This is a genomic window from Mesorhizobium sp. M4B.F.Ca.ET.143.01.1.1, assembly GCF_004792275.1.
GTDB classification, from domain to species: Bacteria; Pseudomonadota; Alphaproteobacteria; order Rhizobiales; family Rhizobiaceae; genus Mesorhizobium; species Mesorhizobium abyssinicae.
In genome coordinates this window covers 581555-604564 of the sequence record NZ_SRSR01000003.1, presented here as the reverse complement: position 1 = coordinate 604564, position 23010 = coordinate 581555, and the positions used below count along the sequence as shown (strand labels likewise).

General features: G+C 64.5%; 24 protein-coding genes and 1 riboswitch. Of the genes, 11 read left to right on the top strand and 13 right to left on the bottom strand.

From position 1 onward, the window contains the following. Window positions 1-4: 4 nt before the first annotated feature. The 3 genes from EN786_RS10250 to EN786_RS10240 are packed head-to-tail and all read right to left on the bottom strand — an operon-like array spanning window position 5 to window position 2674. Entirely contained in the window at window positions 5-856 is an 852-nt protein-coding gene (locus EN786_RS10250) for an ABC transporter permease (RefSeq protein WP_127284953.1), read from the bottom strand. Next, window positions 843-1667: an ABC transporter ATP-binding protein gene (locus EN786_RS10245; RefSeq protein WP_127284954.1), complete on the bottom strand. Its 825-nt coding sequence runs from the start codon at window positions 1665-1667 to the stop codon at window positions 843-845. Before EN786_RS10245 ends, EN786_RS10250 begins: the two co-directional genes overlap by 14 nt. Window positions 1668-1669: 2 nt before the next feature. Further along, entirely contained in the window at window positions 1670-2674 is a 1005-nt protein-coding gene (locus EN786_RS10240) for an ABC transporter substrate-binding protein (RefSeq protein ID WP_127284955.1), read from the bottom strand. Window positions 2675-3030: 356 nt separating this feature from the next. Between EN786_RS10240 and EN786_RS10235 the strand changes: the two genes are divergently transcribed. After that, window positions 3031-3414: a RidA family protein gene (locus EN786_RS10235; RefSeq protein ID WP_127284956.1), complete on the top strand. Its 384-nt coding sequence runs from the start codon at window positions 3031-3033 to the stop codon at window positions 3412-3414. A gap of 56 nt (window positions 3415-3470) precedes the next feature. After that, window positions 3471-4274, top strand: a complete 804-nt coding sequence (locus tag EN786_RS10230; protein WP_127309396.1) for a creatininase family protein — start codon at window positions 3471-3473, stop codon at window positions 4272-4274. An 11-nt stretch (window positions 4275-4285) separates the two neighbouring features. Here EN786_RS10230 and EN786_RS10225 read toward each other — a convergent pair whose 3' ends face one another. Together EN786_RS10225 and cobD are read right to left on the bottom strand one after the other, a co-directional pair. Beyond that, window positions 4286-4795, bottom strand: a complete 510-nt coding sequence (locus tag EN786_RS10225) for a tyrosine phosphatase family protein (protein ID WP_127309397.1) — start codon at window positions 4793-4795, stop codon at window positions 4286-4288. Next, on the bottom strand, window positions 4792-5880 hold the full coding sequence (cobD, locus tag EN786_RS10220) for a threonine-phosphate decarboxylase CobD (protein ID WP_127309398.1): 1089 nt from the start codon (window positions 5878-5880) through the stop codon (window positions 4792-4794). The genes EN786_RS10225 and cobD overlap by 4 nt, the downstream gene beginning before the upstream one ends. Here cobD and cbiB point away from each other — a divergent pair. Then, window positions 5879-6856 carry an adenosylcobinamide-phosphate synthase CbiB gene (gene cbiB, locus EN786_RS10215; RefSeq protein WP_127285116.1) on the top strand — a complete coding sequence of 326 codons (978 nt, stop codon included), beginning with the start codon at window positions 5879-5881 and terminating at the stop codon, window positions 6854-6856. The genes cobD and cbiB overlap by 2 nt on opposite strands. On the opposite strand, the gene cobO is transcribed toward cbiB, so the two are convergent. The 5 genes from cobO to EN786_RS10190 form a co-directional block, all read right to left on the bottom strand. Continuing rightward, window positions 6857-7471, bottom strand: a complete 615-nt coding sequence (cobO, locus tag EN786_RS10210; RefSeq protein WP_127285117.1) for a cob(I)yrinic acid a,c-diamide adenosyltransferase — start codon at window positions 7469-7471, stop codon at window positions 6857-6859. A gap of 1 nt (window position 7472) precedes the next feature. Then, on the bottom strand, window positions 7473-7988 hold the full coding sequence (cobU, locus tag EN786_RS10205) for a bifunctional adenosylcobinamide kinase/adenosylcobinamide-phosphate guanylyltransferase (RefSeq protein ID WP_127285118.1): 516 nt from the start codon (window positions 7986-7988) through the stop codon (window positions 7473-7475). Beyond that, a complete protein-coding gene (locus EN786_RS10200; RefSeq protein WP_127285119.1) occupies window positions 7981-8778 on the bottom strand; it encodes a CbtA family protein in 798 nt (265 codons plus the stop codon). The genes cobU and EN786_RS10200 overlap by 8 nt, the downstream gene beginning before the upstream one ends. A gap of 15 nt (window positions 8779-8793) precedes the next feature. Further along, window positions 8794-8973: a CbtB domain-containing protein gene (locus EN786_RS10195; RefSeq protein WP_126054052.1), complete on the bottom strand. Its 180-nt coding sequence runs from the start codon at window positions 8971-8973 to the stop codon at window positions 8794-8796. Window positions 8974-9009: 36 nt separating this feature from the next. Further along, window positions 9010-9204: riboswitch (cobalamin riboswitch) on the bottom strand. 64 nt (window positions 9205-9268) lie between these two features. Further along, entirely contained in the window at window positions 9269-9961 is a 693-nt protein-coding gene (locus EN786_RS10190) for a gamma-glutamylcyclotransferase (RefSeq protein WP_127309399.1), read from the bottom strand. A gap of 132 nt (window positions 9962-10093) precedes the next feature. Between EN786_RS10190 and EN786_RS10185 the strand changes: the two genes are divergently transcribed. From EN786_RS10185 to EN786_RS10175, 3 genes are all read left to right on the top strand, one after another. Further along, window positions 10094-11272 (top strand): aromatic ring-hydroxylating dioxygenase subunit alpha, encoded by a 1179-nt coding sequence (locus tag EN786_RS10185; RefSeq protein WP_127285121.1) that lies wholly within the window; start codon window positions 10094-10096, stop codon window positions 11270-11272. A gap of 211 nt (window positions 11273-11483) precedes the next feature. Beyond that, the gene (locus EN786_RS10180; protein WP_127285122.1) at window positions 11484-12485 is read left to right on the top strand and encodes a DUF1624 domain-containing protein; all 1002 of its coding nucleotides are present in this window, start codon (window positions 11484-11486) and stop codon (window positions 12483-12485) included. Next, complete coding sequence (locus EN786_RS10175) at window positions 12482-12958, top strand: isoprenylcysteine carboxylmethyltransferase family protein (RefSeq protein WP_127285123.1); 477 nt, start codon at window positions 12482-12484, stop codon at window positions 12956-12958. The genes EN786_RS10180 and EN786_RS10175 overlap by 4 nt, the downstream gene beginning before the upstream one ends. 41 nt (window positions 12959-12999) lie before the next feature. On the opposite strand, the gene EN786_RS10170 is transcribed toward EN786_RS10175, so the two are convergent. After that, a complete protein-coding gene (locus tag EN786_RS10170) occupies window positions 13000-14178 on the bottom strand; it encodes an ROK family transcriptional regulator (RefSeq protein WP_127285124.1) in 1179 nt (392 codons plus the stop codon). A 115-nt stretch (window positions 14179-14293) separates the two neighbouring features. Between EN786_RS10170 and EN786_RS10165 the strand changes: the two genes are divergently transcribed. The 5 genes from EN786_RS10165 (at window position 14294) to EN786_RS10145 (ending at window position 20747) form a co-directional block, all read left to right on the top strand. Continuing rightward, the gene (locus EN786_RS10165) at window positions 14294-15565 is read left to right on the top strand and encodes an ABC transporter substrate-binding protein (protein ID WP_127285125.1); all 1272 of its coding nucleotides are present in this window, start codon (window positions 14294-14296) and stop codon (window positions 15563-15565) included. Between the two features lie 65 nt (window positions 15566-15630). Further along, the gene (locus EN786_RS10160) at window positions 15631-16515 is read left to right on the top strand and encodes a sugar ABC transporter permease (RefSeq protein WP_127309400.1); all 885 of its coding nucleotides are present in this window, start codon (window positions 15631-15633) and stop codon (window positions 16513-16515) included. Further along, on the top strand, window positions 16515-17366 hold the full coding sequence (locus tag EN786_RS10155; protein ID WP_127285127.1) for a carbohydrate ABC transporter permease: 852 nt from the start codon (window positions 16515-16517) through the stop codon (window positions 17364-17366). The genes EN786_RS10160 and EN786_RS10155 overlap by 1 nt, the downstream gene beginning before the upstream one ends. Before the next feature lie 67 nt (window positions 17367-17433). Next, on the top strand, window positions 17434-18579 hold the full coding sequence (locus EN786_RS10150; RefSeq protein ID WP_127309401.1) for an ABC transporter ATP-binding protein: 1146 nt from the start codon (window positions 17434-17436) through the stop codon (window positions 18577-18579). A 26-nt stretch (window positions 18580-18605) separates the two neighbouring features. Beyond that, window positions 18606-20747 carry a beta-galactosidase gene (locus tag EN786_RS10145; RefSeq protein WP_127309402.1) on the top strand — a complete coding sequence of 714 codons (2142 nt, stop codon included), beginning with the start codon at window positions 18606-18608 and terminating at the stop codon, window positions 20745-20747. A 31-nt stretch (window positions 20748-20778) separates the two neighbouring features. On the opposite strand, the gene EN786_RS10140 is transcribed toward EN786_RS10145, so the two are convergent. After that, window positions 20779-21165, bottom strand: coding sequence for a MerR family DNA-binding transcriptional regulator (locus EN786_RS10140; protein ID WP_112618641.1), 387 nt, complete (start codon window positions 21163-21165; stop codon window positions 20779-20781). Between the two features lie 304 nt (window positions 21166-21469). Next, window positions 21470-22888, bottom strand: a complete 1419-nt coding sequence (gene mgtE / locus EN786_RS10135; protein ID WP_127285813.1) for a magnesium transporter — start codon at window positions 22886-22888, stop codon at window positions 21470-21472. Window positions 22889-23010: the final 122 nt, after the last annotated feature.

Below are 23010 nucleotides of genomic sequence, written 5' to 3'. Positions count from 1 at the left end.
CATCTTACCGCTCCTGCTTCAGCGCGCTCTCGTGCCAGCGGCGCAGGATCAGATGCGACACCAGCGACAGCACCAGGAAAATCAGGATGCCGGTGAGCGAGATCAGGATCAGCGCCGCGAACAGGCGCGGCGCGTTGAGCCGATAGCCGGCCTCGATGATACGCGAGGCGAGCCCCGACGACTGCCCCTGCGCGCCGGCGACAAACTCCGCCACCACCGCGCCGATCAGCGACAGGCCGCCGGCGATCTTCAGCCCGCCAAGAAAATAGGGCATCGCCGCCGGCAGGCGCAGATAGCGCAATTGCTGCCAGCGGGTCGCGCCGTTGAGCTTGAACAAATCGCGCAGGTTGCGGTCGACGGAGTTCAGCCCAAGCGTGGTGTTGGAGAGGATCGGGAAGAAGGCGACGATCCAGGCGCAGAGCAGCAGCTTGGTCGTCTGGTTGTTGATGTAGATGTTGATCAGCGGGAAGATGGCGACGATCGGCGTCACCTGCAGCACGATGGCGAAGGGGAAGAACGACATCTCCACCCATTTCGACTGCGCGAACAGCACCGCCAGCCCGACGCCGCCGATGACCGCAAGGAGCAGGCTGAGGAAGGTGATCCTGAGCGTCACCAGCAGCGAGGAAAACAACAGACCGGCATCGTCATGCAGCGTCTGCAGCACCACGCCCGGGCGCGGCAGGATGTATTGCGGGATCTCGTTCCAGACGCAGATGCGGTCCCACAGCCAGATCGCCAGCACCATGATCGCCAGCGGCAGCACCCATCTGCCGATCCGTTCCAGCCGCTCCTGGCGGACGCGGCGCGCCTCTTCGGGATCAAGCTTCAGGACTGTGTCTTCAATGGCCGTCATGGTGCGGTCCGGCGGTTGAATTGATGGCGTTGACCAGCACGTCGGACGCCTGGCGGCAGAGCGCGGCATAATCGGGCGAGGTTCGGAACGCCTCATCGCGCGGATAGGGCGCGTCGACGGCAAGCTCTCCGTGAACGCGGCCCGGCCGCGCCGCCATCACGACCACGCGACTGGACAAGAACACGCTCTCGAAAACGCTGTGGGTGACGAAGACGACGGTGAAGCGCTCGTCCTGCCACAGTTCCAGAAGGTCGTTGTTGAGCTTGAAGCGTGTGATCTCGTCGAGCGCCGCGAAGGGCTCGTCCATCAACAGGATGCGCGGTTTGGTCACCATGGCCCGCGCGATCGAGACGCGCATCTTCATGCCGCCGGAGAGCTCGCGCGGCACGGCATTTTCGAAGCCGTTGAGATGCACGCGCGCCAGCATCGCCATCACCGCGGGCTCGGCTTTTGCGCGCGACACGCCCTTCAGCCTGAGCGGCAGCCAGACATTGTCGAAGACATTCGCCCAGGGCAGCAGCGTCGGCTCCTGGAAGACGAAGCCGATGTTCGAGCGGTCGATGCCGCCGCGCCAGTCGAGCAGCCCGGAGGTCGGCGTCGACAGGCCGGCGATCAGCCTGAGCGCCGTCGACTTGCCGCAGCCCGACGGTCCGAGAAGGCTGAGGAAATCGCCTTCGCGGATTGTCAGGTCGACGTCGCTCAGCGCCGTCACGCCGTTGGAAAAGACCTTGCCGACATTGCGCAGCGCCAACAGCATCGGGCCTTCACCCGATGCCGTTGCCGGCGCCTGCGCCACTTTCTCCAGCTTCACGGTTACTTCTTCAGGTCCAGCCCGACGCCCTTGTTGATGAAGGCCAGCGTATAGGCCTTCTTGATGTCGATGCCCGGCTGCGCCACCTTGGCCTTGACCATCTTGTCGTAGAAGCTCTGGATACGCGCTTCCGTCATGCCGCCGATGCCGAGCTTTTCGGTATCGCCGGAATCGACCACGCCGAACTTCTTCAGCTGCTCGATCGAGAAGGCGATCTGCTCGTCCGTCATATCCGGATTGTCCTTCTTGATCAGGTCGTTGGCGGCCTTGTTGTCGCCGTAGAGGTAGTTGTACCAGCCCTTGGCCGAGCCATCGACGAAGCACTGCACCACCTCCGGCCGCTTGTCGATCGTGTCCTGCATAACCTCGACGGTGGTCGCGTAGGTATCCCAGCCATAGTCGGCGAGCAGGAACTGGTTCGGAACGAAGCCGCCCGCCTTCTGCACCGCGAACGGTTCCGAGGTGACGTAGCCCTGCTGGATCGACTTCTTGTTGGCGATGAACGGCGCCGGGTTGAACGTGTAGGGCACGCGCTTGGCGGCATCGAAGCCGAGCTCGGTCACCATCCACTGGAAGAAGGTCTGCGCACCCTCGTCGCCGAGGATGTACTGGTCGGCGTTCTTCAGGTCTTCCCACTTGTCCAGCCCCTGCCCGGGCTGGGACATGATGACCTGCGGGTCCTTCTGGAAGTCGGCGGCGACAACGCGCATCGGAATGCCCTGCTGCACGGCGTCGAAGGCCGACAGAAGGTTGCCGCCCATATAGAAATCGATCTTGCCGGCCAGCAGCATCGGCCGGCCGCTGACCTGCGGGCCGCCCTGCATGATGGTGACGTCGAGGCCGCACGCGGCATAGGTGCCGTCGGCGACCGCCTGGTAGTAGCCGCCATGCTCCGGCTCGGCCAGCCAGTTGGTGCCGAAGGTGACTTTCTCGTTGGCGGCCGCGCCCAGCGTGCCCGCCGCAAGCAGGACGACAGCGCCCGCCAGGATCTTCCGTTTTCCGACCATGAACATCACCCTCAATTTGCTCCGACGCGCTGCGCGCCGGGCTCGACACCATTGGTTCAAGAAGCAAGACACATGCCACCGCCTGGGCCGCCTGCTCGCGCGACAGTCGCTGCTAGCAGCGGACGGGTCATGCTGTACGAGAGGCATCGTGCCTATTTTTTGGACGCCTGTCCATAATCGCAAGGACGATGGGCACAGCCATCTTGAAGGCGTCTTTGATCGTGCCCTACCTAAAGCCCGTCGCGCCTCAACGGCACTAATGCGACGCGCTTAGGTTGTTGCTTCATGCATGTCGTTATCCCAAAACCGCTGCACATTTTTGGGCGACATGCATTAGGCTGAGACAGGAGATTGCCATGTTCCGATTCCTCGCGCCGAAGTCGATCAAGCCGCCCTTTGCCCGCTACAGCCACGGCGTCGAAGTGCCTCCCGGCAAGCGCCTGGTGCTGTGTTCGGGCCAGGTCGCCATGACCGCGGACGACCAGATTCCCGAAGATGCCGGGGCGCAGGCCGAACTCTGCTTCGCAAACGTAGCAGCGATTCTCGGCGAGGCCGGACTTGGCCTTGCCGACGTCGTGCGCATCAACACCTATGTCACCGACCGCGCCTTCCTCAGGCCCTATATGGAGGTGCGCGACCGGCTGTTCGCCAGCCCGGCGCCGGCCTCGACATTGATGATCGTCTCCGGTTTCGCCCGGCCGGAATTCAAGGTCGAGGTCGAGGTGATCGCCGCCGGATGATCGACAGGCGATGCCAGCCGCGCTAGGTCTGGCGCGATGATTTGAAGAGGCACGACATGACCGTTGCGAACAGACGCGTGTGGTGGGGCGACTACCGGACGACCGAATACGCCTCCATCGACCCGGAGGCGACGATCGCCGTGCTGCCGGTGGCGGCGATCGAGCAGCACGGACCGCATCTGCCGGTGTCGACCGACACCTCGATCATGAACGGCATGCTGGACACCGTCATCGCCCGCCTGCCCGCCGATCTCGACATCCGTATCCTGCCCGTCCAGGCGGTGGGCAAATCCAACGAACATCTGCATGCGCCGGGCACCCTCACCCTGCCGGCAACGACCCTGGTCGATGCCTGGACCGAACTCGGCCTCTCCATCGCCAGGGCCGGGGTGAGAAAGCTGATCGTCGTCAACTCGCATGGCGGCAATGAGGAGATCATGGGCATCATCACGCGCGAGCTGCGCGTGCGGGTCAAAATACTGGCGGTGAAGACGAGCTGGCAGCGTTTCGGCCGTCCGGCCGGCATGTACACCGAGCTCGAGGACCGCCACGGCATCCATGGCGGCGACGTCGAGACCTCGCTGATGCTGCATTTCCGGCCCGACCTCGTCGACATGGGCAAGGCCGACAATTTCGTTTCCAATGTCGGCCGCGCCGAGAAGGAATTCGCCCTGCTGCGCCAGACCGGCACGCACGCCTTCGCCTGGATCGCCAGCGACCTCAACCCGAACGGCGTGGTCGGCGACGCCTCGATCGCAACGGCCGAGAAAGGCCGGCTGACCGCCGAGCATCAGGCCGACGGCTTCATCAGCCTGGTCAGGGATGTGCGCAAGGCAAAGCTCGCCGACTGGCTGTCGTAATCCGAAGGGGTTCAGGCTTCGATCTTCAACTCGAAAGGTATGCCCTCGAAAGCGTCGGCGCCGCGCCCGATCGCTTCGATCGCGGCGATCATGCGGCCATCACGGCCAAGCAAGGCATCGGCAACGGCGATCAGCCGCGGATTGGGGGTCGCCGAGGGCGAGAGCGCGCGCAGCGTCTGCGCCAGCTCGACCTCGTCGCGCTTCGGCGCCAGCGCCGCGGCAATGATATAGGCCGAGGCGGTCGAGCGGCTGATGCCGGCATAGCAATGCACGACCAGCGGCTTTGCCCGATCCCAGCGATAACCGAAATCGAGCAGCGCGCGGACATGCTCCTCGCCCGGCATGGTCATGCCTTCCTGGGCCACGGCGATATCGTGCATGACCAGATGCAAGTGGTTTTCCGCCACGATCGAGGCCGGGCGCATCACTTCGGTGCCAGCGGCAAGCAACGACAGCAGGCGCTGCGCGCCGGTTCTCGCCACAGTCTCCTCGACCTTCGACAGCGAACAGACATGGATCATGGGTTGGTTTCCTTCGTCCGATCCTCGCGCAATGAGGCCCAGTCGGCAAGCGCCGCTTCGAGCCGCTGCCATTCGGCCTCATCGCCCGGCAGTCCGGCGCGCAGGACCTGTGGCCGCAGGGCGAAATGCCGGAGCAGGATGCCGCGCTCACCCAGCGCCGAAAACAGGCCGGCGGCTTCGGGCAGGCGCAGATAGCGGAACAACGTGGTGCCGCCGGCCACGGTAGCGCCGAACCGGGCGAACAGCTTGTCGAGCCGCGCCGCGTCCTGCGCCAGCCGCCCACGCATGGCGGCCTGCCAATCGAGGTCGCCAAGCGCGCGGATGCCGTATTCAAGCGCCGGGCCTGCCACCGCCCAGGGTCCCAGTTGCGTCTCCAGCCGCTGGACCGTCAGCGTGTCGGCCAGCGCGAAGCCGAGCCTGACACCGGCAAGGCCGAAGAACTTGCCGAAGGAACGCAGCACGACGATGCCGCCCTGCCCGACATCGCCGGCCAGGCTTTCCCCTCCCGGCCCGACATCGCCGGCCAGGCTTTCCCCTCCCGGCCCGACATCCATGAACGCCTCGTCGACGACCAGCAGGCCGCCCTTGGCGCGAAGGTGGGCGGCAAGCTGAAGCAGTCTTTCGCGCTCGACGACGCGACCGTCCGGATTGTTGGGGTTGACGACAACGGCGAGGTCGGCCTCGGCAAGCGCTTCGACATCATCGACGTCGGCCGCCGCATGGCCGGCGATGGCGGCGGCTCGGCTGTGCTCGGCATAGGTCGGCCCGAGCACCAGCGCCTTGCCGGGCTTCACCAGCGAGGCAACGCGCGGCAGCAGGATCTGCGTGCCGGGCGCGGCCGCCACATGCGCCGTCGACGGCGCGCCATAGGCGCCGGCCGCGACCGCTCGAAGTTCGCCGAGCCGCGCCGCTTCCGGCAATCGCGACAGGGTGGTGGCGGGCAATTCGAAAATTGGATAGGAGTGCGGATTGATACCCGTCGAGAGATCGACGAAAGGCCGTGGCGCGTGAGGGAAGAGCGCGCTCGCCCGGCCAAGGGATCCGCCGTGATCCACTGCCGCAATCGCTCCATCAAGAAGCTTCATGTCGATACTGATTGCCTTCCTGTCATTGGTCATTGAGCGGGCACTCGGCTACCCGGACTGGCTGTTCGGGGCCATCGGCCATCCCGTCACCTGGTTCGGCAGGCTGATATCCTTTCTCGATCGCGCGCTCAACCGCGCCACTGATTCCGACGCTCAGCGTCGCCGCCGGGGCGTCATGGCTCTGCTGGTCATTGTTCTGGTGCCGGCGGCCATCGCTTTTGCCGTGCAGCTCCTGCTCTGGCAGATGTTTCCGGTCGGCCTCATCATCACCGCGATCCTGGCGTCGACGCTCATGTCGCAGAAGAGCCTGGCCGATCATGTCGAGGCGGTGGCCGACGCGCTCGACACCGGCGGCCTTACGCTCGGCCGCATCGCCGTCTCGCGCATCGTCGGCCGCGATCCCGAAAAGCTCGACAAGGCAGGCGTTTCCCGCGCGGCGATCGAAAGCCTGGCCGAGAATTTCTCCGACGGCATCGTCGCTCCGGCCTTCTGGACCGGGGTCTGCGGCCTGGCCGGCGGCGTCGCCTACAAGGCCGCCAACACCGCCGATTCGATGATCGGCCACCGCACGCCGCGCCATGAGGCCTTCGGCTGGGCGGCGGCGCGCTTCGACGACTGGATCAACCTGCCGGCATCGCGGCTGACAGGGCTGCTGATCGTGCTGGCTGCCTTCTTCGTCAAAGGCGCGGACCCCCGCAACGCCTGGCAGGCCATGCGGCGCGACGCGAAAAAGCACCGTTCGCCCAATGCCGGCTGGCCGGAGGCGGCGATGGCCGGCGCGTTGGGTCTCGCCCTGGCCGGCCCGCGCAGCTACAGCGGCGTGGTCGTCGAGGATGCCTACATGGGCGAAGGCGGCCGGCGCGAGGCGGAAAGCCTCGACATCAGGCAGGCGCTGAAGCTCTACCAGGTGGCCGACTGGCTGCTGATCGCGCTGTTCGGCATGCTGTCGGCGCTGTTGATCTATCTGACGATGTGATCAGAACTCGATGCCTTGCTGGGCTTTCACGCCCGCCGAGAAATGGTGCTTGGTGAGGCCCATTTCGGTGACGAGATCGGCCGCCTCGACGAGCAGCGGCTTGGCGTTTCGGCCGGTGACGATGATATGCAGGTCAGCACGGCGCGCCTTCAGCGCGGCAACGACCTTTTCCAGATCGAGATAGTCGTAGCGCAGCGCGATGTTGAGCTCGTCGAGCACGACAAGGCTGATCGACGGATCCGCCATCAGCTCCAGTGCTTTTGCCCAGGCGGCCTCGGCGGCGGCGATATCGCGCTTCAGGTCCTGCGTCTCCCAGGTGAAGCCCTCGCCCATCGCATGCCAGACGACGCGGTCGCCGAAGGCGGCGAAGGCGTCCTTCTCGCCGGTATGCCATTTGCCCTTGATGAACTGCACGACGCCGACGCGCCTGCCGTAGCCGAGCATCCTGAGCGCCAGCCCGAAGGCGGCCGTGGTCTTGCCCTTGCCCGGGCCGGTGTTGACGATCAGCAGCCCCTTCTCGATCGTCTTTGCCGCCACCTCGGCATCCTGCACAGCCTTGCGCTTGGCCATCTTGGCGCGGTGGCGCTCGGCATCCTTGTCATCGGTCTCAGTCATCTCACTTCACCTTCAGCGGCAGACCGGCCACCATCAGCAGCACCGTATTGGCGACGGCGGCGACCTGCTGGTTGAGCCGGCCGGCCGCATCGCGAAACCGCCTCGCCAGCGCATTGTCGGGCACGATGCCCAGGCCGACCTCGTTGGACACCACGAACCACGGCCCGCGCGGCCGCGATAGAACATCCACAAGCCGCCGGCATTCCGCATCGAGGTCGCGCTCGGCCAGCATATGATTGGTCAGCCACAGAGTCAGGCAGTCGATCAAGACGGGTTGGTGGTCAGGCAGCGCCTCGATCGCGGCGGCAAGATCGAGCGGCGCGTCGACCGTCGCCCAGCCCTCGCCGCGACGCGCCCGATGCAGCGCGATGCGCTCGCGCATCTCATCGTCATAGGCTTCCGCGGTGGCGATGTAAGCCCATGGCGAGGGACTCGCCGTCACCAGGGTTTCGGCATGCGCACTCTTGCCGGAGCGCGCACCGCCGATGATGAAGGTCAGTCCCCTGCGATCAGGCAAAGCTGTCGCGCAGGCTGGTGGCCGTGCCGGTGAAGCGGCCGCGCACCACGCCGACGGCAGCGCCCAGCACCAGCCAGAACACCAGGTCGGTGACCGTCACCGCCACCACGAACTGGTGATGCAGGCCTTCGGGAATCGGCGTCTCGAAGCTTTCCGGCTGCGGCGCGCCGACGATGTGCGGCGCGACGATCAGGGCCACGGCCAGGATCGCCAGCGGCAGCGACTTGCGGAAAGCGATCAGGCCGAGTCCGGCGGCGGTCGCGACCGCTGTCGCCGTCCACCAGATCTGGCGCGGCAGGAGTTCGGCGGCCGGCATCGCCGGCAGTTCCGGCGGCAGGCCGAGGCCCGGCGCCAGCGTGAACACGGCAAAGCCGGCGAGACCCCAGAACACGCCCTGGCGCCAGTTGCCGATACCACCGGCGAATTCCGAAACCGCGACCAGGATCAGCGCGAAGCCGATGCCGGTGACGATGTTGGCGACGACGTTGAAGGCGAAACGCTCGAAGCCGTCGGCCGGTGCCCAGCCCTCGTCTTCCGCTGGCGCGGCCGCTTCGGCCGGAGCCGGCGCGGAACTCATGGCATTTCCGGCCGGAGCGGCGGAGCTCATGGCGTCGCCGGTCTCGGCAGGCGCCGCGGCATGATCATGATGATGGCCGCCGCCGGCCTGTTCGTAGACTTCCGCCTTGAGGATCAGCGGCACGGTTGCATAGGCCTGCAGGCAAGCGAGAACGACGCCGGCCACGAGCCCTGCAATCGCCGCGATGAACACGACGTTGCGAAACAGGTTCATGATGTCAGGCCCTTGTCAGTGGCAGGGAAACGCCATCGAGTGGCGGTAGTCGTGAGCTGCGTTGTGGACCGCATCGAGATGCGAGAAGCCGACAAAGCCGACGACGAAAATGCCGAGCAACGCGGCCATGGCCAGCTGCATGAAGCGCGACTGCGAGGAGACGGAGGTGCCGAGGGAGACGGAAGCGGTCGTCATGTCTTGTCCTTTCGCCCTCCACCCGAGGGCATAGAATTCAACGTTTCTGTCGCCGGCAGGTCTCCTGGCTCGCGGATCAGCGCCCTTCCCCACCTTCCCGAGGATTTTCCTCAGTGGTCTTGGAGAGGACTACCGCACACAGTTGCGGGGGCAGCCACGGCATTGGACGAATTCGCCCTCACCGCATTCCCTCTTGGCTCCAAAAACGGAACCGACGACGGCAGGACTATAGGCAGAATCGTCGCGCCCGGCAAACCAAATTCCGGCGGCCACCAGCGCAAATGCGCCACCGGGCCTAGCTGTCCGACGCGGCAATCCGCTCGGCAACCAGATGCTGCAGCCGCCACAGATGGCGGTCATGGATGCCGCGCTGCTCGAGGTTCTTCACCGTGTTGTAAAGATAGTCTGCGCCCGATCCCCAGTGCCCGCAGGATGTCGCCAGCCTTTCGACCACCTCTTTTTCCTCAAGCGGGCCGGCATAGGTTGTGCCCTTGCGGTTGATGACGAAGGCCAGTGCCCGCAACGTGCCGCCGTCGCTCGAAAGGTTGAGCAGGCGCGGATGGTAGCTGGTCGGCTTCAGTGTCACTTCGCGCCGCAGAACCTTGTCGAGCTGCTGGCGCCGGTCGGCGTCGCCAAGCCTGAAGGCGACGCCCTTGCACTGCCCGCCCCGGTCCAGCGCCATCATCAGGCCAGGCTGCTCCCTGGTGCCGCGCCAGCGCGTCATCTTCATGCAGAAGGACCTGTGCCAGCCGCGCGCGACCGCAACCCGTTCCTCGACATGATCGATCTCGGGCTTCCAGATCAGCGAGCCGTAGCCGAACAGCCAGAGCGGTTCGCTGCCAGGCAGCTCAGCCTCGAGCGTGTCCAGCATCGCTTCATAGTCGGCATCGTCCAGATGCATCGCGTTGGGATCAGGCCCGCTGTCCTCGACGACGCGAAAGCAGCGCGCGACCAGCTCCTCGGTGAGCGACATTGTCCTTGGCGGCATGAACTGTCCCTGGGCACCCGACTTGTGAAGCGCCGACCTTAGGGGCGGCGATTGCGTGCCACAATGGCCACGGCGCGAGCGATTGACAAACATCCTGGCCGGGTGTCGGCTGGACCATTCAGGGAGCCGCCTATGCAGCCCAAACCGAGCGACGACCTCTACACCGGCCTGACCAGGCTTGAGCCGACCCTGCCCTCGTCGGCCTATTGGGATGCCGGGGCTTACGGTCGTGACCTCGACGCGATCTGGTACAAAAGCTGGCTGCTGGTCTGCCGCGAGGCCGACCTTGCCCAGCCGCTGGCTTTCAGGACATTCCGCGTCGGCACGCAGGAGATCGTGGTGCTGCGCGACGAGGCCGGCGAATTGCGCGCCTTCCACAACACCTGCCGGCATCGCGGCTCGCAGCTTTGCCAGGAGAGCGAGGGAAGGCTGAAGGCCAGGCTGCTGACCTGCCCCTACCACGCCTGGTCCTATTCGCTGCGCGGCGACCTCGTGCGCGTGCCGTCGAAGTCGCTGCCCGAAGGCTTCGACAAGGCCGACTATCCGCTCTATGGCGTGGCGCTGTCGGTGTGGCGCGGCTTCGTCTTCATCAACCTCGCCGGAGATGCCGCCGGCTCGGCGGAAGCCTCCTTCGACCGGGCTTCCGGCAATCTCGCCAACTGGCCGCTGGAGACGCTGGTCACCGGCCATGCGCTGCGCAAGGTGATGAACTGCAACTGGAAGATCTTTTGGGAGAACTTCAACGAGTGCCTGCATTGCCCCGGCGTCCACAAGGACCTGTCGCGGCTGGTGCCGATCTATGGCCGAGGCCTGATGGCGAGGCACGACGATCCCGAATGCGCGCGCCACGCCGACAATGACGCGCCGGAATTCTCCGGCGGCCTGCGCGCCGGCGCCGAGACCTGGTCGCGCGACGGCCACGTGCACGGTCCGGTGTTTGCCGGCCTGACGCCGGCCGAATGCGCCGCCGGCCAGACCTACGCCACGAGCCTGCCGTCGATGTTCATCGTCGGCCATGTCGACTATGTCCGCACCGTACGGCTGGTGCCGCTCGGCCCGGAGCAGACTGAACTGTCGGCCGAATGGCTGTTCCCGGCCGAAGCGCTCGCCTCGCCGGAAGCCGACATCGACAACATCGTCGCCTTCGGCAGGCAGGTGCTGGAAGAGGACGCGGCGATCTGCGAGGTCAACCAGAAGGGCCTGCGTTCGATGCGCCACAAGGCCGGCGTGCTGATGCCGGAGGAATACGACCTGCACCGTTTCCACGAATGGGTGCGCGCGCGGTATCAGGCATTTTCGCCCAAACCCTAGAGCGACTTCGGCAGACGCCGTCAGGTGACAAAGCCACGGCCGCCGCCAGCAGCCCGCCCGTGGCGAACGCTGAACCCAGGCTCGGCCACCCCTCGAACCGCCCGGAGGAAAACGGCGGGCAGATTGATGCATGCCACAGCAGTCCCGCCTTCTTTTGTCTGGTTGAACCATGATAGTCGTTTGGCATCACTGAATCGGAATGCGAGACACGATGAGCCTTCAAACGCCGGCCGAACCTGTTCAGGACACGCCGAAGCAAGGACGCATCGTCGCCATCGACATCGTGCGCGGCTTGGCCCTGCTGGCCATGGCGAGCTACCATTTCACCTGGGACCTCGAGAATTTCGGCTACACCGATCCCGGCCTCACCGCCTTCGGCTGGTGGAAGATCTACGCGCGCTGCATCGCCTCGACCTTCCTGTTCCTGGTCGGCGTCAGCCTGTTCCTCGCCCATGGAAGGAAGATCCGCTGGCCGGGCTTCTGGAAGCGCTTCGCCATGGTCGCCGTGGCGGCGCTGGCCATATCGTTGATCACCCGCATCGCCACGCCCGATGGCTTCATCTTCTTCGGCATATTGCACGAGATCGCGCTCGCCTCTCTGCTCGGCCTCGCCTTCCTGCGATTGCCCTCGCTGGTGACGATCGCCGTCGCGGCGCTTGTGATCGCCGCCCCGCTCTATCTGCGCTCGCAAGCCTTCGACCATCCGGCGCTGTGGTGGGTCGGCCTGTCGGCGACCAATCCGCGCTCCAACGACTACGTGCCGCTCTTCCCATGGTTCGGCGCCGTGCTGCTGGGCATTGCCGCGGCGAAACTTGCCTCCACGTCCGGCCTGCTCGCCCGGCTGGCGAAGCTAGCGCCCGGCCGCTGGTCGAACCCGCTGGTCTTCATCGGCCGCCACAGCCTCGCCTTCTATCTGATCCACCAGCCGCTGCTGTTCGGTTCGGTCTGGCTGTTTTCGCAGGTGATGCCGGCGGCGCCGCTGGACCAGGACGCCAGCTTCCTCAGATCCTGCCAGATATCCTGCGAGCAGCAGCGCGACAGCAAATTCTGTACGAGCTATTGTGGCTGCATGCTCGATACGCTGCAGGGCGAAGGGACGCTGGACAGGCTCTACGACGGCGACCAGACACCGGAGTTCAAGGCGCATCTCGCCGATCTCGCCGGCGCCTGCACGGCGAGCACTGACGACGCGACGGAGGGAGGACAGCAATGACCGACAGTCAGCCGAAACCCGGGCTCATCCCGTGGCCGCCGCTGATCTATGTCATTGCCATCGCCGCCAGCGTCGTGCTTGGCCTCTTCTTTCCGCTGCCGTGGATCGGCGACCTGTTGGGCGACCTTATGTTTGCCGCCGGCTGGGTGGCGCTGTTCTTCGTCGCCGCGCTCTGGTTCACGGCGATCCGCGTCATGCTGCGGGCGAGGACGACCTTCAATCCCAACGCGGTGCCCGACCATCTCGTCACTTCGGGTCCGTTCTCGATCACCCGCAACCCGATGTACCTCGCCAACACGCTGCTGTTGATCGGCGTCGCCTTCATCACCGGGATCGCCTGGTTCCTGCTGTTTGCCTTCATCGCCGCCTTCGCCACGCAGAAGCTGGCGATCGAGAAGGAGGAGAAGGTGTTGGCGGCGAAATTCGGCAAGAAATACCGCGACTACGCCAAGCGGGTGCGGCGCTGGATTTGAGCCTCGCGGGCAAGCGCCGCCAGACTTGATCGGGTCCTCGTTTACATGACCGCCCTGGTCTCCCCAGGCCTGCTTTCGAAATCGAAAAGCCTCTGGGTAGCCAATGCGGCAGCGCCACGCGCCCAGGAATCGTCGGCCCAGTCAGGCGTGATCGGCGGCGGGTTCCACATCGCATAGCGCTTCAACGCGTCGCGCATCGGCTCGAACAGATAGTCGCCGAAGCTGACCGCTTCACCGCCGCCGACGATGACCTCCGGATCAATGATGTTGCAGAAGCCGCCAAGGAACCGGCCTATGCCTTCGCCGGCTTCGCGCAGGATCTCCACGGCGGTCTCGTCACCGGCCTGGGCCGCTTCGAACATGTCATGGCGGGAGGCCTCGCCCGGCAGGCCTTTCGCTTCACGCCACCGCCTCACCAGGGCCGGCTCCGAGAAGAAGGTCTGCAGGCAGCCGCGCCGGCCGCATTCGCATTGTGGCCCGTTCGGATTGTAGATGGAGTGCCCCATCTTGCCCGCGGCACCGCTTGCGCCGTGATGCACGGCCCCGTCGATCACCACGGCGCAGCTGATGCCGGCTCCGATCGCCAACGCGCCGACCGTGCGATGATGCCGGCCGAGGCCGAACAATTGCTGCGCCAGCGCGAAAGCATTGGTGTCGTCGTCAGCCCAGACCGGCACATGCACGAGTTCGGCGAGCATGGCCGCGATTGGTACGTCGATCCAGTTGAACCGGTGGCTGAGCCGGCAAACGCCATTGTCGATGACACCTGGCACCGCGATGCCTATGCCGCTTAGCTGCGCGCCGCTCGGCGCCTTGCGGTCCGCTAGCAATTCCTTGACGGCGGCCGCGCAGGCCTCGACCGTACTTTGAGGCGACGGGTCGGGCACCGCCACCTGCCTGGAGACAAGCGGGGTCGTCGCAAGATCGGTCAGCACGCAATCGATGGCGCCGGCCTTCAGCTTGAGCCCTACGACCAGGCGGCCCGCATAATTTATACTGATCGGGATAGGCCGCCTCCCTGGCGCCCCCAGGCTGGCTTCTCCCTCGACGAGGATGTTCTCGTCCAAGAGCTCGGAGACCACGAAGGTCACCGCAGCCGGGCTCAGACCGCTGCGCGTCGCCATGTCTGCCCTGCTCATCGGTCCGTCGGCGCGGATCATGTTCAGGATCAATCGTCGGTTCATGGCGCGCGATGTCTGCTGATCACCCTTGAGTTTCATTTCTTGCCTCATTATTAATTTTGTAAATTAACTATTGACCGACTTCATATGCATACGCTACGACTTGCCCCGGTTCAATCGGAATCCGGCTGCTCTCAGGGAGGAGAAAATAGCCATGGCCATCGACGTCACGACTCTGTCCACGACAAGGCGCCGTTTCCTGAAGGGCACCGGCGCAGCCCTCGCCGCTTCCGCCGCAAGCGGGCTTTGCTTGCCGGCCCTGGCGCAGGCGCAGGAAATCACCATCATCTCCAACCTCAGCAATGTCGGGCAACGCGACATCCTGCACAGGCTGGCGGCCGAATACGAGGCGAAATCCGGCGCCAAGGTCACCATCAACAACATGGATCACGAGGCGCACAAGACCGCGATCCGCAGCTATCTCGTCGTCGGCGCCCCCGATATCTGCTTCTGGTTCTCCGGCAACCGCATGAAGGCGTTCGTCAACAAGGGCCTGTTCGACGACATCTCCGATCTGTTTGCCCGCGAGAACTACAGGAGCGTGCTCGGCGCCACGACCAGCGCCGTCACTGTCGGCGACAAGCAGTATGGCCTGCCGATGGGCGGCCTGCTCTGGGGCCTGTTCTACCGCAAGGACGTCTTTGCCGAACACAACTGGACCCCGCCGAAGACCTGGACCGACCTTCTCGCCTTCGGCGAGGCCGCGAAATCCGCTGGCATGATCCCGATGAGCATGGGCACCAAGGAGCTTTGGCCCGCAGGTGGCTGGTTCGACCACATGAACCTGCGCATCAACGGTCTCGACAAGCACATCGCGCTGATGGACGGCAAGGTCCAGTACACCGATCCGATGCTGACGCCCGTCTTCGACAAATGGAACGATCTGATCAAGGCCGGTTTCTTCTCGCCCAACCACAGTTCCTTCGGCTGGGAACAGGCAGGTGCGGCGCTGGCGCAAAAGAAGGCGGCCATGCTGGACCTCGGCGGTTTCGTCAGATCCGCCTTCCCGGAGGCCGACGTTCCGCAACTCGCCTATGCGCCGTTTCCCGAAGTCGTCCCCGGCGTCGCCCGGTATGAGGATTTCTCCGTCAACTCCATTCACGTGCCTGCCAACGCCAAGAACAAGCAAGGCGCGCGCGACTTCCTCGCCTATTTCTACAAGCCGGAGAACCTGGGCGCCTTCCTCGCCGCCGAGGGAGCCATCCCGCCGCGCAACGACTGCCCGCCCAGCAAGGATCCGCTGGTCAACGCCGCGGTCGAGGAACTGAAGAAGGTGGTCGGCACGTCGCAATATTACGATCGCGACACGGATCCGGACATGGCCCAGGAAGGCATGACCGGGCTCCAGGAATTCATGGTCAAGCCCGAACGGCGCGAGCAGATCCTCGAGCGGCTGGAAAAGACCCGCAAGAGAATCTTCGGTTAGTCCTCCCGGACCTGACGGGCCGCCGCCTCTCCCGGCGGTCCCGTCTCTCTTTTGGATGAATTCCCATGCCCCGCTTCTGGCGCAGAAATCGTCATTGGATGACACCGGCACTTCTCCTTCTGCCGGGTCTCATCCTGTTCAGCCTGGTGATTCTTGCCGCCTCCTTCGAGACGGTCTGGATTTCGCTGCACGACTGGGACGGTATCGGCGCGAAGACCTGGGTCGGCCTCGCCAACTATGTCGAGCTGGCCGAAGACCCGCAATTCTACGTCTCGCTCAAGAACAATATCATCTGGCTGCTGATCTTCATGCTGGCGCCGCCGATCGGCCTCGCGCTGGCGCTGATCGTCAACCAGCAGATCGGCGGCATGCGCATCCTGAAATCGCTGTTCTTTGTCCCGCTGGTGCTGGCCACGGTGACCGTGGGCGTCGTTTTCGGTTGGGTCTACGATCCGACCTATGGTTTGCTGCAATTGATCTTCGGCCTGTTCGGCGGCACCGCGCCGGCGCTGCTTTCCGACGAGAATTTCGCCACCTTCGCGGTGGCCACCGCCGGTCTGTGGCCGCAGATCGCCTTCTGCATGGTGCTGTTCCTGGCCGGCCTGAACAACCTCAACGAGGACCTGATCGGCGCCGGACGCGTCGACGGCGCGCGCGGCTGGCGCATGCTGCGCCATGTGGTCCTGCCGCAACTGTCGCAGGTCGGCTTCATCGCCATCGCGGTCACGGTGATCGGCGCGCTGCGCTCCTTCGACATGGTCGCGGTCATGACCACCGGCGGCCCGTATGGCTCGTCGACGGTGCTCGCCTACCAGATGTACGAGGAATCGATCTTTTCCTATCGCTTCGGCTACGGCGCAGCGATCGCCACGGTTCTCTTCGCCATCATGATCGTCTTCATCGCCTGGTACCTGCGAGGCCTCATCAAGGCCGAACGGAGCAATGCCTGATGTATCCCCGCCCGATCCCTGAAGACGCCAAGCTCCAGCGTGCGCTCTATGTCGGCGGCGTGACCCTGGTCGTCGCGCTGTGGCTGTTGCCGCTCTTCGCCGTGATGCTGACGTCGATCCGCTCCAACGAAGAGCTGATGGCGGGCAACTATTGGGGCTGGCCGCAGAAATTCAGCCTGATCGAGAATTACACGGCGGTCTTCGAACAGACCGCGATGCTGCGCTTCTTCCTCAACAGCCTGCTGATCACCGTTCCCTCGGTGATCGGCGTGCTGATCCTGTCGACGTTGACCGGCTTCGTCCTGTCCCGCTATCCGTTCCGCGGTTCAAACCTCATTTTCGCATTGTTTGTCGGCGGCAATTTTCTGCCGGCCCAGATCATGATGATCCCGGTGCGTGATCTGATGGTGAGGCTCGGCCTCTACGACACCGTCTACGCCCTGATCGTCTTCCACATCGCCTTCCAGACCGGCTTTGCGACGCTTTTCATGCGCAACTTCATCGCCGCCTTGCCCGGCGAATTGTTCCAGGCCGCGCGCGCCGAAGGGGCTTCGCCCTTCCAGGTGCTGCGTCATGTGGTGGTTCCGCTGGTGCGGCCCGCACTGGCGGCGCTCGCCATCCTCACCTTCACCTTCATCTGGAACGACTATTTCTGGGCGATCGTGCTGACCCAGAGCGACGCGGTCAAACCCGTAACTGCCGGGCTCAACAATCTGCGCGGCGAGTGGACGTCGGCCTGGAACATCATTTCGGCGGCAACGATCTTCGTCGCCCTGCCGCCGGTCGTCATGTTCTTCCTGATGCAGAAGCACTTCATCAGTGGCCTCACCATGGGGGCGGTCAAGGGATGATCTTCGCTTCAGGATTTCAGGTCGGACCATACGGACGCAACCGGCAGACACGGAAAGGCGCCTCGCGATGAGCAGCGTGGAATTGCGCAAGGTCGACAAGCACTACGCCGGCTATCATGCCCTGAAGGCGATCGACCTGAAGATCGAAAAGGGCGAATTCGTCGTCATGGTCGGGCCTTCGGGCTGCGGAAAGTCGACCTTGCTGAAGACAATCGCCGGGCTTGAGACCATCAATTCCGGCCAGGTCGTGATCAACGGCCACGATGTCACCCGGGAAGAACCCGGCGATCGCGGCATCGCCATGGTGTTCCAGTCCTACGCGCTTTACCCGCACATGACCGTGGCGGAAAACATGGGCTTCGGCTTGCGGATGGCGAAGCGGCCAAAGGCGGAGATCGATGCCGCCGTCAAGCGCGCCGCCAAAATCCTTCGCCTTGAGGAGCAGCTCGACAAACGACCCAAGCAATTGTCCGGCGGGCAGCGCCAGCGTGTCGCGATCGGCCGCGCCATCACCCGCTCGCCGGAGGTGTTTCTGTTCGACGAACCGCTGTCGAACCTCGACGCAGCGCTGCGTACGCAGATGCGGGTGGAGCTTTCGAGCCTGCATGCCCAGCTCGGCTCCACCATGGTCTACGTCACCCACGACCAGATCGAAGCCATGACCATGGCGGACCGGATCGTGGTGCTGAACAAAGGGCAGGTCGAGCAGGTCGGCTCCCCTCTCGAGCTCTACGCCAACCCGGCCAACATCTTCGTCGCCGGCTTTCTCGGCGCGCCGCGCATGAACTTCATCGAAGCGCGGGTGGAAACCGTCGGCGCGGCCAGCCTGACGCTGACGGCGGCGGGAATGCCGGCATTTGCCTTCGGCGACATTGATCCGGTCGGCATTTCGGCTGGCGACGCGGTGACCGTCGGAATCCGACCGGAAAACCTGCATGTGCTCGAGCGGGCAGACGCAGGCCAGGCATCGTTCCCTGGCCAGGTGCGGCTGGTCGAACATCTGGGACGGGAAACGGTTCTCTACCTCGACGCTTCCCCCCTCCAAGCAACCAATTCGGACAGCGGCACCGGCAATTTCACGGTGCAGCTCAACAAGGTGTCGCCCATCAGTGTCGGCGCCCGGCTGACGGCCGGCTTCGAGATCGCCGACGCCTATCTGTTCGGACCCGATGGCCGCACGCTGACGTCGCGAAAACCCGTTCCCGCAACCTGACCCTCGCATCCAAGAGTATCATCCGCATGCACTGCAAGAAGCCCGCCCCGCTTTCGGTTTGGCGACCGCTCAATCTCGACCGCTTTCTTCTGGGAGCACCGCACTATCCCGAACATGTCGACGAGAGCTGCTGGCGACGCGATGCCGAGCGCATGCTTGCCGCCGGCGTCAACACGGTCCGGATGGGGGAGTTCGCCTGGCATATTTTCGAGCCCTATGAAGGCAAGTTCGACTTCGATCTGTTCGACCGGGCAATCGAGGTTCTCGGCGCTGTCGGAATCGACACGATCATGTGCACGCCGACAGCGACGCCGCCGCGCTGGCTGACCGTCAACTATCCCGAGGTGTTGCGCGTCGACGTCAACGGCCACCGCGCGAGCCATGGATCGCGTCAGCACGCCGACACCACCAGCCCCGTGTTTCGCGCTCACAGCCGCCGCATCACGCGCGCCATGGCCGAGCACTACAACAACAATCCTCGCGTCATCGGCTGGCAGACCGACAACGAGCTCAACACGACGGTTTCGGAGTCGTTCGCGCCTTCGACGCGGCTGGAATTCCAGAAATTCCTGCAGCACAAATACGGCGCGATCGGCGCGCTGAATTTCGCCTGGGGCGGCCATTTCTGGGCGACGGCCTACGACGATTTCTCACAAATCGACCTGCCGCGGCCGCTGATGCCATCCTATCCGAGCCCCGGGCAGGTGCAGGACTACCATCGCTTCCTGGCCGCGGCGACGGCGGCTTTCCAGCACGACCAAGTCGAGATCCTGCGCGCCGCCAATCCGGACTGGTTCGTCTTCCACAATCTCGGCCAGCTCGCCGACATCGATTTCCGCGGCCAGTTCGGACAGGACCTCGATTTCATCGGCTTCGACATCTACCCGATGCTGTATGACGAAATGCGGCGCACGGGCGGACACGCGGCCACGCAGGCGCTGCATCTCGACATCTGCCGTGCATACTCCGGCAACTATATCGTGCCGGAGCAGGCCTCCGGCTTTGGCAGCCAGCCGGGCTTCTCGACCATGACACCGGAGCCGGGCGAGATGCGCCGCATGGCCATGACATCGGTGGCACGCGGCGCCGACGGCATCATGTTTTTCCGCTGGCGCCCCGCGCATTTTGGCGCAGAGATCTACTGGATGGGCGTCATCGATCACGACGACGTGCCCCGACGCCGCTACGACGAGGCGAGCCGGTTCTTCCACGACATCGCCGCTATCAAGAATCGGATCCTTGGCACGGTCGTGCGCATGGACATCGGCATCGCCGGCGCGGATTTCGACAACCAGGAAGCGCATAAGACCTATGCCATGGGGTTGCCGAGCCCGCTCGACGATGCAACGCTGCTGCACCGGTACTGCTACCGGAACGGCATAGCCTGCGGCTTCATCCACCCCGAGGATGACCTGTCGCGACTTAAGGCGCTCTATGTTCCGCATTGGGTGATGTGGAAGCAGGAATGGAATGCTGCGGTCGAGGCTTTCGTCCGCAGCGGCGGCACACTGATCCTGTCGGCGCTGACCGGCACAAGGGATGAGAACAACCACATCGTTCGCGAGCAGGCACCCGGGCGCGATCTTTCGGCACTGAGCGGCGTCAAGGTTGCCGAGTTCGGCCGCCTCGTTCCGCAAGGCGGCGCCGGCCTGTTTCCCTTGTTCCGCCAGGCCGCCACTGGCGCCCATGTCCCGCCATCGCCTCTCCCGGCCTCGTCGGCGGAGCGCAAGTATCATTTCACCTTCGGCAACAGGCAGTTTGAGGCCGCGCATCTCTACGAACTGCTCGAGGTCGCGCCGGATACCGAGGTGCTGGGCGCATGGTCGAGCCGCTTTTGCGCCGGGCAGCCGGCAATCACCTCACGCCAGCTCGGCAAAGGCCGCGTCGTCTATGTCGGTACCTATCTGACGCACGAGCTTGCGGAAGCCATCGCCGAGGGCGTTCTGACCAGGGCGGGCGTGGCGCCTCTGCTTCCTGAACTGCCTGATGGAGTGGAAGTGTCGATCCGCGAGGCCGAGGATCGCCAACTGATGTTCGTTCAAAATACCACGGAAGTACCGGTGGCAGTGCCGGGCGTGCCCCAAGGCCTAGACCTGCTGACCGGTCGTCCGACCGCGGGTCCCATGCAACTCGAAGCCTATGGCAGCGCGGTGATCTTGCTCAGTTGAGAAGACACCGCCCGACAAGGGACAGCCACGTTCAGGTGTTGACGCCGAGTTCCACCAGGCGCTCGACGCAGGATTCCTCGGCCTGGTCGAGCTCGGCCAGCGTTTCTTCCAGGTCGCGCCGCTTCTGCCTGAGATCCTCGCGCTTTTCCTCGATGCGCTTGATCATCAGCTTGAGCTGGCCGACCTCGCCGGGCGGTTCCTTGTACATCTGGATGATTTCGCGGATCTCGTTGATCGAGAAACCGAGCCTTTTTCCGCGCATGATCTGGCGGATCAGATGCCGGTCGGACGGCCGAAACAGCCTTGTGCGGCCGCGCCGCACCGGCTGCACCAGCCCCTCGTCCTCGTAGAAGCGCAGCGTCCGGGTCGACACGTCGAATTCGCGGGTCAGTTCGGTGATCGTGTAGTATTCCCGCATTGTCGCTCCCGATGCCCGTTCTGGGCGCCGTACGTGGCGTCGCCCCCTCCCCTTCGTTCCATGAGCGGAATCGAATGGAAGCTGGCCGAACCTCGCACGGCATTTACGTAAAAGTCAATTGAAGACACGATCCCCAACTGGGATTGGGTTGTTGTGTAGGCCGAGCCGGAGTCGAAGACGGGCGCGAAGCGAGCAAAATGGTGGTCGCTCAGAATCGGAGCGGAGCGTACTTAAAGGTACGTGAGCACCGGAAGCGCAGGAGACCGCCATTTGCAGGCCGGCATCACCTGAATATCAACAATCCTCAGGGGACGGCGAACCACCAGGTAGCGAGGCCGAGGAAAGCGAAGAAGCCGACGCAGTCGGTGACCGTGGTGACGAAGACGGCCGACGCCACTGCCGGATCGATCTTGAAGCGGTCGAGCAGCAGCGGGATCAGGATCCCGGCGAGCGCCGCCGCGAACATGTTGATGATCATCGCCGCCGCGATGATGCCGCCCAGGTTGGGATCGCGAAACCAAGCCGCCGCGACGATGCCGATCAGAACGGCGAACACGGCACCGTTGATGAAGCCGACGCCGACCTCGCGGCGGATGATGCGGGCGGCATTGTAGATGTCGATATCTTTCGTCGCCAGCGCGCGCACGGTGACGGTCATGGTCTGGGAGCCGGCATTGCCACCCATGCCGGCGACAATCGGCATCAGCACGGCCAGCGCCACGATATGCTCGATCGTGTGGTCGAACAGGCCGATCACCGAGGCCGCGAGGAAGGCCGTCAACAGGTTGACCAGAAGCCACGGCACACGCGAGCGCGAGGTCGCGAGCACCGTGTCGGACAGTTCCTCGTCGCCGACGCCGCCCATGCGCAAGAGATCCTCCTCGGCCTCCTGCTGGATGACGTCGACGACGTCGTCGATGGTCAGCACGCCGACCAGCCGCTCGTTCTCGTCGACCACGGCCGCCGACAGGAGGTCGTACTGCTCGAAATCGCGCGCCGCCTCTTCCTGGTCCATGGTGGCCGGGATGGCGTGCCTCGTCTCGTGCATCACATCCTCGACCTTCACCGCCCGTTTGGTGCGCAGGATCTGGTCGAGATCGATGGCGCCAAGCAGCTTGAAGCTCGGATCGATGACGAAGATCTGGCTGAAGCGGTCGGGAAGGTTCTTGTCCTCGCGCATGTAGTCGATGGTCTGGCCGATGGTCCAGAACGGCGGCACGGCGACGAATTCCGTCTGCATGCGCCGGCCGGCTGACTCCTCCGGATAGTCGAGCGACCGCCTCAGCCTGATCCGCTCGGTGAACGGCAGCTGCGACAGGATCTCGTCCTGGTCCTCCTGGTCGAGGTCCTCAAGAATGTAGACGGCGTCGTCGGAATCGAGCTCCTGCACCGCCTGCGCGATCTGCTCGTTCGGCAGATTGTCGACGATGTCGAGACGGATCGCCTCGTCGACCTCGGTCAGCGCGGAAAAGTCGAAATCGGAGCCGAGCAGCTCGACCAGCGCGCGGCGCTGCTCGGGATGCAATGCCTCGAGCAGATCGCCGAGCTCCGACTGGTGCAGGTCGCCGACGTCGCGCTTGAGCGTGAGCGTGTCGCGGTCGGCGATCGCCGCGCCGACATGGGCCAGGAAAGACGACAGGACGGCGCCGTCTTCGCCATAAATGTCGGCGTGGGCCTCCTCATGCGGCCTGGCGTCGGTCGTTTGATTGTCCTGGCCTTCCACCAGCGCCTCCCGCCGTCAGGATCCCGGAAAAGCTAGAGCAATTCCAGGAAAAGTGTGTAACGGTTTTCCGTTCGGAATTGCGCAGAAGCAAATAGTCTAGAGTTCAGGTCTAGAGCATCGAA

What these genes read in the sequence shown, in the direction of transcription:
- EN786_RS10250 (WP_127284953.1), bottom strand. Translation starts at nt 856, where the DNA reads ATGACGGCCATTGAAGACACAGTCCTGAAGCTTGATCCCGAAGAGGCG.
- EN786_RS10240 (WP_127284955.1), bottom strand. Translation starts at nt 2,674, where the DNA reads ATGGTCGGAAAACGGAAGATCCTGGCGGGCGCTGTCGTCCTGCTTGCG.
- EN786_RS10235 (WP_127284956.1), top strand. Translation starts at nt 3,031, where the DNA reads ATGTTCCGATTCCTCGCGCCGAAGTCGATCAAGCCGCCCTTTGCCCGC.
- EN786_RS10230 (WP_127309396.1), top strand. Translation starts at nt 3,471, where the DNA reads ATGACCGTTGCGAACAGACGCGTGTGGTGGGGCGACTACCGGACGACC.
- EN786_RS10225 (WP_127309397.1), bottom strand. Translation starts at nt 4,795, where the DNA reads ATGATCCATGTCTGTTCGCTGTCGAAGGTCGAGGAGACTGTGGCGAGA.
- cbiB (WP_127285116.1), top strand. Translation starts at nt 5,879, where the DNA reads ATGTCGATACTGATTGCCTTCCTGTCATTGGTCATTGAGCGGGCACTC.
- cobD (WP_127309398.1), bottom strand. Translation starts at nt 5,880, where the DNA reads ATGAAGCTTCTTGATGGAGCGATTGCGGCAGTGGATCACGGCGGATCC.
- cobO (WP_127285117.1), bottom strand. Translation starts at nt 7,471, where the DNA reads ATGACTGAGACCGATGACAAGGATGCCGAGCGCCACCGCGCCAAGATG.
- EN786_RS10200 (WP_127285119.1), bottom strand. Translation starts at nt 8,778, where the DNA reads ATGAACCTGTTTCGCAACGTCGTGTTCATCGCGGCGATTGCAGGGCTC.
- EN786_RS10195 (WP_126054052.1), bottom strand. Translation starts at nt 8,973, where the DNA reads ATGACGACCGCTTCCGTCTCCCTCGGCACCTCCGTCTCCTCGCAGTCG.
- EN786_RS10190 (WP_127309399.1), bottom strand. Translation starts at nt 9,961, where the DNA reads ATGCCGCCAAGGACAATGTCGCTCACCGAGGAGCTGGTCGCGCGCTGC.
- EN786_RS10185 (WP_127285121.1), top strand. Translation starts at nt 10,094, where the DNA reads ATGCAGCCCAAACCGAGCGACGACCTCTACACCGGCCTGACCAGGCTT.
- EN786_RS10180 (WP_127285122.1), top strand. Translation starts at nt 11,484, where the DNA reads ATGAGCCTTCAAACGCCGGCCGAACCTGTTCAGGACACGCCGAAGCAA.
- EN786_RS10175 (WP_127285123.1), top strand. Translation starts at nt 12,482, where the DNA reads ATGACCGACAGTCAGCCGAAACCCGGGCTCATCCCGTGGCCGCCGCTG.
- EN786_RS10170 (WP_127285124.1), bottom strand. Translation starts at nt 14,178, where the DNA reads ATGAAACTCAAGGGTGATCAGCAGACATCGCGCGCCATGAACCGACGA.
- EN786_RS10165 (WP_127285125.1), top strand. Translation starts at nt 14,294, where the DNA reads ATGGCCATCGACGTCACGACTCTGTCCACGACAAGGCGCCGTTTCCTG.
- EN786_RS10160 (WP_127309400.1), top strand. Translation starts at nt 15,631, where the DNA reads ATGCCCCGCTTCTGGCGCAGAAATCGTCATTGGATGACACCGGCACTT.
- EN786_RS10155 (WP_127285127.1), top strand. Translation starts at nt 16,515, where the DNA reads ATGTATCCCCGCCCGATCCCTGAAGACGCCAAGCTCCAGCGTGCGCTC.
- EN786_RS10150 (WP_127309401.1), top strand. Translation starts at nt 17,434, where the DNA reads ATGAGCAGCGTGGAATTGCGCAAGGTCGACAAGCACTACGCCGGCTAT.
- EN786_RS10145 (WP_127309402.1), top strand. Translation starts at nt 18,606, where the DNA reads ATGCACTGCAAGAAGCCCGCCCCGCTTTCGGTTTGGCGACCGCTCAAT.
- EN786_RS10140 (WP_112618641.1), bottom strand. Translation starts at nt 21,165, where the DNA reads ATGCGGGAATACTACACGATCACCGAACTGACCCGCGAATTCGACGTG.